The 15,112-nt window shown below is 62.1% G+C and carries 12 protein-coding genes and 1 pseudogene; 1 reads left to right on the top strand and 12 read right to left on the bottom strand.

Going from position 1 to position 15,112, the window contains the following annotated elements:
• Nucleotides 1–68 precede the first annotated feature (68 nt).
• From ACYG9R_RS08170 to ACYG9R_RS08185, 4 genes are read right to left on the bottom strand one after another with little or no spacing between them, the layout of a single operon-like run.
• A complete protein-coding gene (locus ACYG9R_RS08170) occupies nt 69–1,016 on the bottom strand; it encodes a glycosyltransferase family 2 protein (RefSeq protein WP_031199315.1) in 948 nt (315 codons plus the stop codon).
• A complete protein-coding gene (locus ACYG9R_RS08175) occupies nt 1,006–1,953 on the bottom strand; it encodes a glycosyltransferase family 2 protein (protein WP_023703568.1) in 948 nt (315 codons plus the stop codon). The genes ACYG9R_RS08170 and ACYG9R_RS08175 overlap by 11 nt, the downstream gene beginning before the upstream one ends.
• On the bottom strand, nt 1,950–2,945 hold the full coding sequence (locus tag ACYG9R_RS08180) for a glycosyltransferase family 2 protein (protein WP_023725858.1): 996 nt from the start codon (nt 2,943–2,945) through the stop codon (nt 1,950–1,952). Before ACYG9R_RS08180 ends, ACYG9R_RS08175 begins: the two co-directional genes overlap by 4 nt.
• A 44-nt stretch (nt 2,946–2,989) precedes the next feature.
• On the bottom strand, nt 2,990–4,162 hold the full coding sequence (locus tag ACYG9R_RS08185) for a glycosyltransferase (protein WP_023684222.1): 1,173 nt from the start codon (nt 4,160–4,162) through the stop codon (nt 2,990–2,992).
• A gap of 294 nt (nt 4,163–4,456) precedes the next feature.
• Here ACYG9R_RS08185 and ACYG9R_RS08190 point away from each other — a divergent pair.
• Nucleotides 4,457–5,506, top strand: a pseudogene (locus ACYG9R_RS08190) (polysaccharide pyruvyl transferase family protein); the annotation flags it as partial.
• Between the two features lie 225 nt (nt 5,507–5,731).
• Here ACYG9R_RS08190 and ACYG9R_RS08195 read toward each other — a convergent pair.
• The 8 genes from ACYG9R_RS08195 to ACYG9R_RS08230 all read right to left on the bottom strand — a co-directional run bounded on the left by ACYG9R_RS08195 (nt 5,732) and on the right by ACYG9R_RS08230 (nt 15,112).
• Nucleotides 5,732–7,195, bottom strand: a complete 1,464-nt coding sequence (locus tag ACYG9R_RS08195; protein ID WP_023684224.1) for a lipopolysaccharide biosynthesis protein — start codon at nt 7,193–7,195, stop codon at nt 5,732–5,734.
• Entirely contained in the window at nt 7,192–8,361 is a 1,170-nt protein-coding gene (locus tag ACYG9R_RS08200) for a glycosyltransferase (protein WP_023736209.1), read from the bottom strand. Before ACYG9R_RS08200 ends, ACYG9R_RS08195 begins: the two co-directional genes overlap by 4 nt.
• 221 nt (nt 8,362–8,582) lie before the next feature.
• On the bottom strand, nt 8,583–9,824 hold the full coding sequence (locus ACYG9R_RS08205) for a glycosyltransferase (protein WP_023736210.1): 1,242 nt from the start codon (nt 9,822–9,824) through the stop codon (nt 8,583–8,585).
• A 223-nt stretch (nt 9,825–10,047) separates the two neighbouring features.
• On the bottom strand, nt 10,048–11,127 hold the full coding sequence (locus ACYG9R_RS08210) for a glycosyltransferase (protein WP_023823823.1): 1,080 nt from the start codon (nt 11,125–11,127) through the stop codon (nt 10,048–10,050).
• 31 nt (nt 11,128–11,158) lie between these two features.
• Complete coding sequence (locus ACYG9R_RS08215) at nt 11,159–12,490, bottom strand: UDP-glucose dehydrogenase family protein (protein WP_023668805.1); 1,332 nt, start codon at nt 12,488–12,490, stop codon at nt 11,159–11,161.
• A 55-nt stretch (nt 12,491–12,545) separates the two neighbouring features.
• On the bottom strand, nt 12,546–13,445 hold the full coding sequence (gene exoK / locus ACYG9R_RS08220; protein WP_023823824.1) for an endo-1,3-1,4-beta-glycanase ExoK: 900 nt from the start codon (nt 13,443–13,445) through the stop codon (nt 12,546–12,548).
• Between the two features lie 121 nt (nt 13,446–13,566).
• On the bottom strand, nt 13,567–13,962 hold the full coding sequence (locus ACYG9R_RS08225) for a cytochrome P450 family protein (protein WP_023823825.1): 396 nt from the start codon (nt 13,960–13,962) through the stop codon (nt 13,567–13,569).
• A gap of 127 nt (nt 13,963–14,089) precedes the next feature.
• A complete protein-coding gene (locus ACYG9R_RS08230; protein WP_023823826.1) occupies nt 14,090–15,112 on the bottom strand; it encodes a glycosyltransferase family 2 protein in 1,023 nt (340 codons plus the stop codon).

Here is a 15,112-nt window from a genome sequence, read left to right on the forward strand (position 1 = left end):
TCCTTCTGAGCAGATCGATTTCAGCCTGTTGCAGGCCACGAACAAACGTCTTCATGTACTCGCCCTCCTTACTCCGCGCCGACAGCAAACAGCGCCGCCACCCTTTTGAGGCGGACGGCGATCGGCATCGACATGTGCCTGACAGCCGCCGGATCACTTAGCGCGGTGCGTATCGCTTTCAACGGCGAACGCGCCTTGATGTGCTGGACCAGCGACAGGAACGATGCCGCCTTGCGCAGGCTGCGGGCGCGTTTGGCGAAGGCGGCCGCAGCAGCAGCGTCCATGGAATTGGTCTCGGCGAAGACCGCGTCGGCCTTGCGCATCGCCTCGATATGGTGAAGCTCGAGCACGCGCGAGATCGAGCCCGTGCGGATGTGGTAGATATAGCCGGTCGTCGGCTCGACGACGCATTTTCCGCCCTTGGCCAGCGCGTTGGCGAGCAGGATGTAATCCTCGCCTATGCTCAGACTTTCATCATAGCGAAGCCCGTTTTCGATCAGGAAACGGCGCTGGAAGATCGGCTTGAGATAGCCAAGGTTGAACGTGGATTCGAAAACGATGTTGCCAGCGATGTAGTCGGCGAGCGTGATTTCACGCAGGCCCTCCAGATATTCGGCGGGAAACATCGTCGCTTCGGCAATGCCGTCCTCGCGCACCACCTGGAGGTTGTCGACGGCGATCACAGCGCCCGCGCTTTCGGCCCGCGCGATCATGGCAGAAAGCCGCCCGGGCAGGACGGCATCGTCGGAATCGAGCACCGCGACCCAGCGGCCGGAAGCCAGTTCGAGCCCGGCATTCCTGGCGCCGCCAGGGCCACGATTTGCCGGCAGCGCAACCACTTTGACGACATCTTTTGGATAGGCTCTTGCGACGTCGAGCGTGTTGTCGCGCGACTGGTCATCGGCGACGATGATTTCGACGCTGACATCGCGCTGGGCCATGGCGCTTGCGATCGCCCGGTCGAGCGTGGCCGCGGCATTGTAGGCTGCGATGACAAAGGAGACGTCAGGCTGCACGCTTGCCTCCTTGCTGCGGGGAAGACAGTCCGTATTGGCGAATTTCGCTGATACCGACCAGGCCGCTGACGACGCCGACATGCATGATGCCGCGCAGCACGCTGCGGTTGCGGCGGACCGGGCTAATCGCGGTCAACGCCGCCATGCCGAAGCAATAGACGGCCTTGGCCGAGGCAAGGCCGACAGCCTTCGCACGCTCTATCACGCCTGCGTCATGGCCGATGAGGTGGCCGTGCGTCTGGCCGAAGCGGAAGCGGCGGCGGCGCAGCCAGTCGAAAGCGGCTCGCGAACGCGGCACGACTTCCTCGACCCACGCCTCCGGCGCAAAGGCGATGCGACCGCCTGCCTTGACCATGCGGTTGAAGAATTCGGTGTCCTCGCCGCCGCTCTGGCCGCGCGCCAGGCTGAAACGACGGTCGCGCAAGCTGTCGGCGCTCATCCTCAAAAGGACGTTGCAGGTGTAGCCGGTGCGGATTTCGCCCTGCACCCAGACCGGCAAGGTCGAATGGAAATCGCCCTTGCGCATCCAGTCCGGCGCATCCGGGCGGTAGAGCGCCCGCACCGGACCGAGCACGGCCTCGGCGCCCCTTGTCTCCGCGATAGCAATCAGTTCGGCCAGCCATTGCCGGGAAGCGGTTTCATCGTCGTCGATGAAGGCGACAAAATCGGCCGTGCTGGCATCAAGACAGGCGTTGCGGGCAACCGAGATGTTGCGCGCCGGAGCGTGCCGGTAGCGGGCCACGAGCTTCAATTCGCTCGCCAGCGCGGTCACCAGCGGCTCGGCGGTCGGCTCGTCGTCATTGTCGGCGACGATGACGCCGATGCCGAAACCGGCAGGCATATCCATGGCAGCGAGCGACCGCAGCGTGTCGGCCAGTTCCGGCCGCCGGAACGTGCAGACGCAGATGTCGATTCGGCGGCTGTCGGCGACCATCATGCCACCCCGCGCTGCGATCGCGAGCCGAGCAGTTGCAGCCAAAACCCGAGCGACCAGCCGAAATGCATGACCATCGCCGAAATGCCCGCCAGCACATTGTTGGGACTGCGCTGGCTGATGGCGGTCACAGCGCCGTAGCCCAGACAGACCGAAGTCCAGACCAGCAGCGGCACCGCCGCCAGCCAGTGGATAAAGGAAAATACCGCGAGAAGGACGACCGGCGCCACCAGCAGCGGGATCATCTGCCGAACTTTCGGGATCATTCGGTGCTTGAGCACATTCTTGGCGCGGCCGCGGCCATAGCCGAGATATTGGAAATACAGGCCCTTCAGCGACGAACGCGGATAGTAGACCATCTGCGTCTTGCCGCTCATCCAGATGCGGTAGCCAGCCTGGCGCAGCCGGTAGTCGAGTTCGGCATCCTCATTGTGGCTGAAGCTCTCGTCATAGCCGCCGACCGCGGTGAAGGCCGAAATCCGGATCAGCGCGTGATGGCCGTGGTCGACCCATTCGCCGGCCGAGAGGTGCCGGTGCTTGGAGCCGCCGGTGCCGAGCTTGGAATTCTGCGCCGCCGCGACCGCTTTCTGCACCGCGCCGCTGCCGCTGGTCAGCATCGAGACGACGACCGAATCGGCTGAAGTGGCGAGCGCCTCCTCGACCAGCCGGTCGCAATAATCGGCGGGATAGCCGCCATGGGCATCAATGCGGATCAGGTATTCGGCGCGGTCACCGAGGCTGGCGACGGCGAGATTGATCGCCGCGCTCTGGATACGTTTTGGGTTGTGCAGGAGGACGACCTGAGGGTCCTTGGCCGCAACCGCTTCGACAATGGCCAAAGTACCATCGGTGCTGCCGCCATCGGCAACGACGATGCGGGCGCCGAGCCTTAGCGCTGCCGGCCTGAGCTGCTCGAGCAACGCGCCGATATGGGCTGCCTCATTCAGGCACGGAATGACGATCAGGCTTGGCGGCAGCGCTTCGGTTTGCGTCATCGGCGCCTTCCCATGCTCTGTACTTTTCCCATCATCAGCCATCGCTAAGCCAGCGCTTCGGTGACGAAGGGACCTGGGACCGCCGCCAGACCGCGCAGCCTGTCGACAAAGGCGCGGCAGTCGCTGCGGTCGTAGCTCCAGGTTCGTGGGTTGCGGGCCAGCACACGCGCCTTGGCCTTGCCGAAGTGCTCCTGGTCCATGCGGCCGAGCGCGGTTTCCAGGATTTCGGGCGTGGCATCGGAAAGCAGGACGCCAATGTCCTGCTGGTCGAGAAAGCGCCCGGTCTCGGTATTGCCCATCGAGATCGGCACGGCGCCGAAGCGGCAGCCCTCATAGAGGCGGTTGGGCAGCAGCCATTCCGAATTCTGCCCTTCCTCGAAGAAATCGATCGCCCAGGAAAAATGCACTTCGCCGTAGATCGCGGCCATGTCTTCCGGGTTGCGGTAGGGGCCACGAAAGGAGAGATAGGGTTCGGCCTCGACAAAAGCGTGGAAATCCGGGAATTCCGAGAGTGCCGGACGGCCCCGGAGGACGACCTCGAAGCGCCCGCCCTGACGGCGCGTGAAGTCGGCCAGCAGCTCCAGCGAGCGGCGGCAGCGCAGCGCGCCGAACCAGCCGATGCGCCACGGGGGTGCTGCAGGGTTTTCGGCCTTTGACCTGTCATCCAAGGCGATCGGCGCGGTTTCGAAGTATTTGTTTTCGACCAGTTCCACCGGTGCGGCGACCTGCCCGAACGGCTTGAAATAATTGGCGATGAAGGCCGGTGAGCTCGTCACCAGAAGCTTCACGTCGCGGGCGAGATAACGCTCCGCTGTGCGCAGTGCTTTGCCCAGCATGTCATTGCGCAGCACCAGGCGATGGATGTCGAGGCATTCGTAGACGATCGGCACGCCGCCGCGAAAGGCGGCCTTGGCGCGCCTGGCCAGCGCCAGCATTTCCAGATTGCGCGCGATGATGAGGTCGGGCTTCGGCATCGCCGCAAGCTTTGAGCCTATCGACAGCGCCGCCTTGGCGACCGCCGCCAGACGCTGGCCGAATCGGCCGTCACGCGTCGCGCCGAGGTCGACCGGCTGCAGCCCCTCGACGTCGGGAACAGCATTTGTGGTCCGACGGAAGCCGGCCAACGTGACCCGCGCGCCGCCTGCCTTGAGCATTATGATCCGCCGGCGCACCGCCGGGTCGGAAACATCGTGCACAAGGTACAAGACATGCAGCATGAAAACTCGACCGCTGTTGGCCCACCCACGGGAATGCTAACCCAGCTTTTGCTGCATCGCAACATTTTTGGTGCGCCGTAGCATAAGTGCACGTTTTTTGTTGCACTGCAAAATTGATGCGTTACCCTCCGTCGGGCTTGAGCGCCGCTCTGGCTGGTCACCCAGCCCGATGCAGCGATGGATTGTGACGCGAGCCGCATCGGGATCGTCCTGGCGTGGGTATTTTCGGTCACCATGCCCGTCCTAGGCACCGCAGGCCACGCCGCGGAATCTGCTGACGAAATGAGGTATCCCATGAAGATCGTCGTTGAAAACACAGTCTGCCTGAATACCGGGGATGCGGCGATTCTGCTGGCGATCCGCCACATTCTCAAGACGATCGTGCAAGGCGACGTGCGGTTTGCCGTCTTCGACAGCCAGCCCGAGGTTGCGGAACGACTCTATCCGAAGACGGATTATCCCGACCTCGAATTCCATAAGCTGCTGTCGGAATCCCTGTTCCGATACAAGAATGGCAGCGGGCTGAGGGACCGGTTCAAGCCGATCTACAATCGGCTCGTTCTCCAGGCCCTGCGCTGGTTTGGCAGCAGCGCGCTAGGCAATTTTTTCAGCCATCGCGACCGGCGCGGTCTCGATATCTACGCCGACGCGGACATGGTGGTCACCACAGGGGGAACCTATCTCGTCGAGAACTACAATCTCGAACGACGCCTCAATCAGTTCAGGCTCGATGCCGTATTTGGCAAAGATCCGGTCTTCTTCACGCAATCCCTCGGTCCGTTCGACAAAAGTTACAACCGCCAGGAGCTTGGCCCGATCTTTGACCGCAGTCCGCTCATCCTGTTGCGCGACGAACGGTCGCGGACCCATATCGGGGACTTGGTGAAGGATCTCGGCAAGTGCCACGTGGTGGCCGATGCCGTATTCGCCTTGGCCGATACCGACAGGATCCGCAAGCGTCTCGCTTCCAGCCAGCCGCCGGCGTCGACGGGCCGCGTCGCTATTTCGGTCCGCCACTGGAACTACGTCAGCGACGGTGAGGGCGGCATGCGCCGCTATCTGGATTCGGTCCGCGAGATCGCCACAATTCTTGTCAGGGACCTTGGCAAGGAGGTGACCTTCGTCTCCACGTGTCAGGGCGTGCCGGAATATGCCCATGACGATTCCAAGACCGCACAGGCCATCGTTGCCGAGCTCGATCCTGAGATCGCCAGCCACGTGACAGTGGACGCTTCGTTCCACACGCCGGACCAGTTGATGGCGCTGGTGAAGGGCTTCGACTTCGTCGTCGCGACGCGCATGCATATGATGATCATGTCGCTTTGCGTCGGCACGCCGGTGCTGCCGATCGCCTACGAGTTCAAAACCAAGGAAGTGGCCAAGCGAATCGGTGTCGACGATGTGCTGCTCGACATCGACACCGTGACGCCCGAAGAGGCGCGCGAAAAGCTCGGCCGATTTGCGGGAAATCTCGACCGCTATCGCAAGACAAGCCTTCAGGCCGTGCTCGAAGAACATGCTTCGGCAATGTCGGCCACAAACCTGCTGGCGCCGCTGATCGCCGGCCGCTCAGCGGATATTGCGCGCGGCGTTGGACAGGGTGGTGAACAAAGCGCGTCGCGACTGCGGGACGGCAAGCATGAAAACGAGACCGATGCCGTAGTTGAGGGCAAGCGCCAAAAAGACCGCGAGCAGGTCTGACTGGCCCGTTAGAGACGCCGGCAACCACAGGTACAGGAACCAGGCAAGCAGGGACGAGGCGATGAAAAGCCCCTGCATGAGCAGGAAGTCGGCGGCGGTCACCGGACCGACGCGATGGACCAGTAGCGCCAGCACGGGAACGCGCAGCACGTAACCGCTGATGGCATAGGCCGCGGCAACGCCGACGGCGCCCCAGTGCAGGCCAACGACGAAGGCAGCGACGGTCGTCAGCGACGAATAGATGCCCCAATGGAACATGGTCTTCGTCTTGCCCTGACAGATGAATATCCATCCCGTCGTGCTTGAAACGGACTGGACCAGGCTGGCGATGCCCAGCCAGGCAAAGATCGGTGCGACCGGTGCCCAGCCCGCGCCGAAGAGAAGTCCGACGATCTGATTGGAGGTCAGCGTCAGCGCCGCGATGCCCGGCATGGTAACGGCCGCCAGCATCCAGTTGGTGCGCACATAGATATCGCGAAAGCGGGCCTTGTCATCGTGGATGCGGCTGAGCAGCGGCACCATGACCCGTGTAAGCGGCTGGTTGATGTTCTGAAGCGGGAACAACAGGAGCTTGTAGGCGCGGTCGTAATAGCCGAGTTCGATCGCCCCGGAATATTTTCCGATGAGAATGTTGTCGAGATTGCGCGAGAAGAAGTTGGCGAGGTTGAAGCCGGTCAGGTTGGCGCCGAACGACAATATATCGGCATCGACCTTCAGGTCCGGCCGCAAAGGCGTCCAACGCGCCACCAGCCAGGCGGCAGCCAGGGCGATAGCTGCCGAAACCGCCGGGCCGATGACCAGCGACCAGTAGCCCAACCCCGCATAGGCCGCGATCGCGGCGGCCAGAAGTCCGGCGGCGGCGCTTATCACGTCGTTCAGTGCGAGCTGGCCGAACTGCAGGTGCCGGTTCATCAACGCCAGCGGCACTGCGGCGAGACTGCCGAGAAGCAGCGGCAGGGCGGAGCCAAGGGTGATGCCGGACATACGTTGATCGCCATAGAACGCGGCGATGGCAGGCGCCAGGCCGGCCACTACCACGGCACTACCCAGCCCGACGAGCGCGCTGATCCAGAACACCTGGTTGAGCTGCTGGTTGCTGATGTCCTTGCGCTGAACCACAGCCTGCTGCAGGCCCAGATTCTGAAGCAGCCCGACGAAGGCCACGATCGGCCCGACGGAAGCCACCAGACCGAAATCCTCGGGCACGAGCAGACGGGCCAGCACGATGACGGAGAGAAACTGGATCGCCATCTTGAAGCCCTGGGCGCCGATGGTTACCAGCCCGCCGCGCAGGGCGACACGACCGAACTGGGGGGGCGGATTGGCGTTCATGCAAGCGACCTCGTTTCGCCAAGCCGCATGGCGATTTCCACGAAATGTTGGTTCAGCAGATCGGAGTTGAACTCGGCCTCGATCTTCTTGCGCGCTGCGAGAGCGATCTCTTCACACGGCTTCGGATTCTCGGCGATCCAGGCAAGCTTTCCGGTCAGCGCCGCAACGTCCCGCTCAGCCACGAGAAAACCCGTCTTGTGATCATCGATCAGTTCAGGGATCCCGGAATGATACGTGCTGACCACCGTCAGGCCGGCGGCCATCGCTTCCATCAGGGAAACCGGAATGCCTTCCAGATCGCCATCGCGGGCGCCGACGCTGGGCAGCAGGAACACATGCGCATCGCGCAGACGCTGTTTGACTTCGCTGTGCGGCCGGGGCCCAAGAAAATTCACCCTGTCGGCAATGCCAAGCTCTGCGGCGATCCCCTTCAGCTGCTCGAGAAGTTCTCCGCCGCCGATCACCGAGTAGATCCAGTCTCGCCGCGGCAGGCCAGCAAGCGCGCGAAGCGCATATTCGATGCCCTTCTTTTCAGTCAGGCGGCAGACCGAGATGAAGGAGAGCGTAGCCTGCTCCCATGAACGCCACCGATAGTCGATGTCACTCGGCCGCACCCCCATATGGTGAACCACAACCTGCTCCGGCGATGCACCGACCTCAATCAAGGCATCGCGGAAAAACGCATTCACCGGCAGTTGAAGAACGCCCTTTTCGAACACAATCTTGTAGCGCGCGAGCGTATTGTCATGCAGCGGTTCGCCGACATCACGGCCGTGAAATATCGTCACCAGGGGAGCGGAAATCCTCCCGCGCTTGATCGCGCGGGCCACGCGCATGCCGTTGTTGCCGAAATGGGCAACGATGACGTCGGCGCCCTGCAGTTTTCGCGCATGAGCAATGTCGATGGCGGTCGAGAGCTTGTCCCAGAACCTGCCGGACCACTTCCTGAGCAGCGGGCGATAGCGACCCAGGCCACCCCACCAGCATACGACCTTTCCTGGCAACGCCTGCCAGCGCGGATCATCGATGTTGCTGTCCCTGCCGAAGGACGTCTCGTTGCAGACGACGCCGACTTCCATGCCGCGCTCAAGGCATCCGGCTATCTGGTCGAGAACAAAGGTTTCGGACAATGAGGGAAACTTGTCGACTACAAAGCAGATCTTCATCGGCAGGATGCGCTCGTCCGGGGAGCCGGTGTCCCTTTGACAAAAGCCGGGCCGAAGACAGGGTGGCGGAAGCACAAGACATGCAGCATGGAACTCTACCGCTGTTGGCCCACCCGCAGGAACGTTAGTACAGGTCTTGCTGCACTGCAACATTTTTGGTGCAGTGTAGCAAGATTTCCCTCAGCTTGGCGTGCCTGCCGATCAAACGCAGAGGAGCAGTGTCAGCCGGCAGATGAAGGATCCGCCAAGCCCTCGGAAACGCCGACATGACCGGTGGGTGCATGCGCAGGGCTCGATGTGGCCAGTTGGGTAACGATCTGCGCAAAACGTTCATTCAGAACATCTGCGTTGAAGTCCTCCTCGACTTTGCGGCGTGCGGCAAGCGCGATACGCTCGCATTCGGTCGGGTGCTCCGCGGCCCAGGTAAGCTTGCCGGCAAGCGCTGAAATATCTCGCTCGGGCGCAAGCAACCCCGTCTCCCCATCCTTGATGAGCTCCGGGATTCCCGAATGATACGTGCTGACCGCAATCAATCCGGCGGCCATGGCCTCCATGAGCGCGACCGGAATGCCTTCCATATCCCCGTCGCTGGCAGTGATACTTGGCAGCAAAAAGAGATGCGCCATGCGAAGCCGTCTTTTCACCTCTGCGTGAGGGAGGCTGCCGAGGAATGTTACGCGACCAGCCAAGCCCAGCTCTACGGCCAGCTTCTCCAGATTCATCCGCAGAGGACCGTCGCCAACAATGTCGTAACGCCAGTCTAGCTGCGGCTGGGAGGCCTTGAGAGAGGCCAGGGCTCGCAAGGCGAACTCGACGCCTTTCTTTTCGACCAGGCGGCAAACCGTCGTCACGACCAGTTGGGTGCCTTCCCACGATTCCCAGCGATAGCCGATTTCGCGGGTGTCAATTCCCATATGGTGGACCGTCGTGCTCGCCTGGGACAGGCCGGCTTCCAGCAGCATCGTGCGGAAGTAATCGTTGACGGGCAGGTTCAGGGTCCCATGCTTGGTCAGCCCGGCATATTGTGTCGCGAGCACTGCCTGCCGCGCCGGGATCGCCACGTCCGCGCCGTGAAAGATGGTTATGATCGGTGGTTTGAGCACCTTCCATTTCTTCAGTGCGGCTGCTCTCTCGCCGTTCTGTCCGAAGTGGGCGACAATCACGTCGCAGCGGTTCAGGCGGCGTGCAAAGGCGATGTCGAGAACGGTCGAGGCCTTGTATCGCAGACGCGGCGGCAGACGCTGTACAAATTTGCTGATTACAGCGGCCCATCGCCACCAATGTCGGGTTCTGGCGAGCAGCGTCGCCATCGGCTCGCTTTGCCGGTCAATTCGGTGGTCACCTTGCATCTTTTCGCAGACCACTTCGACCTGAAAGCCCCGCGCCAGCAGCCCAGCCATCTGGTCCACGACGAAGGTTTCCGAAAGCAGAGGGAATTCGCCGACGACAAAGCCCACGCGCATGACCCGCCCATAAGGTTGGGGCTTGCTCGGACCAAGCGGTCCATATCGCACAAGCCCTAATGTAGACAGGCAGAATACACGTTGATTGCTGCAGTGCCACAAAATATTGCACTGCAGCAATAAAAAGTGATCCGGACGGGCGCACGACGCCTGGACCTGGCTAACGGGAACTTTGCGCGACCACGGTCGTGCAGCGTCTCAGCTGAACTGCAACACGACGCGTTTAGGCTGCGCGCTCCAAACCGACACGTCTTGCGCGGTCGAGAACGCCCATGAACGTTGCGAACTGGCTGTCGGGGTTCATTTGCCGCCGCTCCGAAAACTGACGTGCTGTCGCTGACAGCCGCTTGTACTCGGCCTCATCGCTCCACAGCCGCCTGATCGTTGCGACCCAGTCGGCGAGCGGGGCGTCGTAGTCCAGTACCACGCCGCCGGCGCCGATCGCTTCCGGCAGACCGCCGCGCCGCGAGCCGACCACGGGAATGCCACTACAATGCGCTTCCGAGGCCACCCGGCCCCAGGCTTCTTCCCATTTGCTGGGCGCAAGCAGGATTTTCGTGCGGCCGTAGACCGTCTTCATGTCGCTGGTGCGGCTTTCCAGCTTGACGTTCTGGAGGGGAGAGATTGTTGCTTCGATCCGGGCTCGATGATCGTCGTCGAGCTTCCAGCTTTCGACGAACAGGAACGGGATCTCGGGACAGGCCGCGGCAATGCGCACCGCAAGATCGAAGCCTTTTTCCTCATATGGATTGATGAGCGTGACAAATTCACCGGTCGTCGGTGTGCTGTAGAACGCGGGATTGATGGTCGGCGGAATAACCATCGAATCGATATCGAATTTTGCCTTATAGGCGCGCGCGGTGAACTCGGAGTTGGCGATATAGACCGCCGAATGGAGCTCACGCAGATCGCCGGCCAATTCGTCGAATTCGACATTCCTCAGATAGACGGTCAGCGGCACGCCAAGCCTCTGCAACTCTCTGCCGATCGGCACCGAATTGTGGCACTGCACGACCGCGACATCCGGCCTCAACTTTTTGACGGCGAAGTCGGCCGCTTCCCAGGGGAACCACGCCCGTACAACCGGATAGCCCGGGAAATTGTCGATGACCGCGCGCTGACGAAGGAGCTTCATCTTGGCGCGCGCCCTGAAGCCGAACATGCCGTCGCCGAACAGGGCTGCCAGAACGGATGCCTCGTGACCGTTTTCGCGCAATTGCTCGACCAGGTGGTGGGTGCTCGACTGGACGCCCCCGCTGAATTGCGGCGTGTAGCCGGTGCCGCCTGCAAACAGAACTTTCATGAACCTGGCTCCGCGTTGTGCCGCCCTGCCTTCACGCCGCCATCCTGCCGATCGAGAAATACTCGATGCCGTGACGGGCGATGACCTTGGGATCATAGAGGTTACGGCCATCGAAGATGACCGGCGTGGTCAGGGCATCCTTCACCGCGTCGAAGGACGGGGCGCGGAAACTCTTCCATTCGGTGGCGATCAGCAACGCGTCGGCGCCGCGCAGTGCCGCCTCCTTGGTGCCGCACAACAAAAGGTCGTCGCGCAGGCCGTAGATGGCCTGGCATTCCTGCATCGCCTCGGGGTCGTAGGCCTGCACATTGGCGCCGGCCTGCCACAGCGCCTCCATCAGGACGCGCGCCGGCGCCTCGCGCATGTCGTCGGTGTTGGGCTTGAAGGCGAGGCCCCAGAGCGCGAAGGTCTTGCCCTTGAGACTGCCCTTGAAATAACGGTGCACCTTGTCGAACAGCACCGACTTCTGGGCATTGTTGCGCTCCTCCACGGCGCGCAGCAGCTTGGCGTCGAACTTGACGCCTTCGGCGGTCTTGATCAGCGCGCGGACATCCTTGGGAAAGCACGAACCGCCATAGCCGAGGCCGGGATAGATGAAGTGATAGCCGATGCGCGGATCCGAGCCGATGCCCTTGCGTACCTCCTCGATGTCGGCGCCGAGCTGCTCGGCCAGATTGGCCATTTCGTTCATGAAGGAGATCTTGGTCGCCAGCATGCAGTTGGCGGCGTATTTCGTGAATTCGGCGCTGCGCACGTCCATCACGATCATCTTCTCGTGGTTGCGGTTGAACGGCGCGTAGAGCTCCCGCATCACCGCCTCGGTGCCCTCGCTGTTGGTGCCGACAATGATGCGGTCAGGCTTCATGCAGTCGGCGACGGCGGAACCCTCCTTGAGGAACTCAGGATTGGAAGCGACGTCGAAAGCCAGGTCCTGGCGCCCGCGCGCCTTCAGCGTCGCGGCGATTTTGGCCTTCACCTTTTCGCAGGTGCCGACCGGCACGGTCGACTTGCCGACGACGATCTTGGGACCGTCCATCTCGCGGCCGATGGTCTCGGCCACCGCCAGCACATATTTGAGGTCGGCCGAACCATCTTCGCCGGGTGGCGTGCCGACCGCAATCATCTGGATCTCGCCATGCTTGACGCCGGCGGCGGCATCGGTGGTGAACTTGATGCGGCCGGCGGCGTGGTTCTCCTTGACCAGGGCCTCCAGTCCCGGTTCGAAAATCGGCACCAGGCCCTGGTTGAGCCGCTCGACCTTCTTTTCATCGACATCGACGCACACCACCTGGTGCCCGACCTCCGCCAGCACCGCGGCCTGCACGAGACCGACATAGCCAATTCCAAAGACCGTCAAATTCATTCGGGTTAATTCCTGTTCACGCCCTTTGGCCTTATATAGCCGGGCCGGTTCAGATCTACTTTATGCTGCTTACACTGCATGCCAGCGATTCCGGAAACTGGCACGGCTGGCCGAGCGCGGTGAAGGCGACGCGCTGCACCTGCATCGTCACCTGGCGGCCGGGGTCGGAAAAGGCGCCCATCCAGTTTTTCAGCGTGTCGCTGCCCCAGAGGCTGAAAAATATCTTCTGCGAGTGGGTCGGCAATTGCTCGGGATTGGCCACTTCCTGGACCAGCTTGCCGTTGACGTACCAGCGCAGCCGGTCCTTTTCCCAGATAAAGGCATAGTCGTTGAAGCCCTTGTCGGCGCCGCCTTCGACCTCGGCCAGCTTCTCGTTCTTGGGCTTGCCGGCGATGTAGCTGTTGACCTGCACCTTGGATGTATCCTTGGTCAGCACCTCGAAGTCGATCTCATACCAGGGCTGTTTGTCGGCAGGGCCGATATAGGTGAAGAAAGCGGCGTTGAGACCGGATCCGGTGTCGGTCTTCATCCGTGCTTCATAGGTCCCATAGCCGAAGCGCTGCTTGGTCTGGATCTCGGCGCAGGCGAACTCGCGGTCCTTCAGTTTGCGCTTTTCGAAGCCGAGCGTCAGCATGTTGTCGGAAAATTTTACCAGGCTTTTCGACCAGGTGCAGTTCTGGTGATTGCCGTTCGACCAACCGTCGGAGACATACCAGCGCGAACGATCGAAACTCTTGAAATCGTCGACGAAGGACGGTGCGCTTTGCATCTCCGGGGAGGCGTCCTGGGCGGGGGAGGGGTGGGCGGCGCCGAGCAGAGCTGCGGCTGCCGCCAACAGAAGCGCACCAACGGATAGAAGACGCGTTGGGTTTACAAGACGCATTGGCCGATTTGGCCGCGTCGAAATCATGGCATCGATTGCCGCCATGGGCGTCGTCTTCGGATCTGCGTTCATATCAATTCACCTTTGTGCTGTTCCGCCCCAACCCAAAGTCACCGATTGGCCCACATTGCTAACGGGCCGATCCCGATCCTCCGTCCCCGAACTTTCTCTTCTGTGTCTCGTGTGACCGTGTTCAACCGAAGCGACCTGCGGGTTTGACATATTCCCCGTGCGAATCAGAACTCTGGCCATCCTCGCCGACGATCGCGTCGAGTGAATGACGCAGTTCCTTCATCCGGCTCGTCTGGCGCACCAGCTCGGCGATGCGCTGTTCGCAGTTCAGGATGGACTTCGTCAGCTCGCCGACTTCCGACAGCTTGCGTGCCGACGCCGAGCCGTTCTCCATCGACTCGACCAGGAAGGCCGCGTTGGTGGACTTCGACCGGTAGCGGGCCTCCAACCCGGTCTTCTCGGCCGCAATCTCGGCCGTGATCTGATCCAACAGCTTTGCCAGACGGTCGAAACGCGCCAGATCGGTCTGCTTGTCGCGCGCTGGGTCCCTGGACCTGAAGCCGAAAAGTGAAGCCATCCGGTTGGCCTTCCAAAATTGCTGCACCGCAACATACAGTGCCATCGTCGGGGCGTGTAGGCAACCTCCGAGTTTCAGAAAGGCAATTTTTTCAGCCTTGCGGCCCCCGTCCCGGACTTGGCGGAGCCTACTTTTGCGCCGCCGTGCTGGTACCGGCCATGAGGAAGCGCAAGGGCGGCACCGGCTGCTGCCGCGGGGGCAGACCGGCGTGGCGAAACAACGCATCGAGCTTGTCGGCGGCCACGCCGACAACGATGGGAATGAAGTTCGACTGGCTGGCCAGCGCGTAGGCGGCGGCAGACGCCATGCCGCGCTCGGCCTTCACATCGAGAAAATTGCGCAGCCGGTATTTGTCACGCACATGCCGCTCGTGCTTGCGCAGCAGGGCCTTGGAGCCTTCCGGCAGGCTGTCGATCTTGAGCAGTGCCAGATCCGCATCGGCGAGGCGCTTCAGATCCTGTGTCTTGTGGCGCCCGCTCAGCGAATCGGCGCGCACGATCGCGCCATAGCCGCAGGAACGGATGACCTTGAAGCGTGCGCCAAGGGCAAAGGCGCGGGCGTACAGTTCATAGTCTTCGCCGAGACGCAGGTTCTCGTCGTAACGCAGCCCATGCCTGTCGAGGAAAGCTCTTGATATCACCGGCTTGAGAAAGCCGAGTTCGCCGCGCTGGACACGCCGTCTGGAGATGTTGCCCTCGATGAACCGCTCGAAGTCGAGGAATTCCGGGTCCGCCGAAAAGGACGGGGCGACGATCTTAGAGACGTCGGTCGCCGTATCGTCACGGATCAGCATGATGTTGTCGGCGGCGAAATCCCAGTCGGTGCTGGCAAACAGCTGGCGAAACCGTCCCTGAAGGAAGAAATCGTCGGCGTCGAGAATGCTGATGAAAGGCGATTTCGACCCGGCAATGGCGGCATTGCGGGCGAAGGACGGGCCGCGATTGACGTCGAGCCGGATGACCGAAAGCCGACCGCTGCCATCGTCGGCAGCGCTGGCCACTTTTGCGGTGTCGTCGGTGGAGGCGTCGTCGACGACAACGACTTCCGCCACCTCCGGCTCGCGCAGCGCCGAGGCGATGGCTGCGGGAATGGTCCGGGCCGCGTTGCGCGCCGCGATGATCACGCAGACCCGGGATTCTGTCATGGACAT

The organism is Mesorhizobium sp. RSR565B (genome assembly GCF_054719465.1).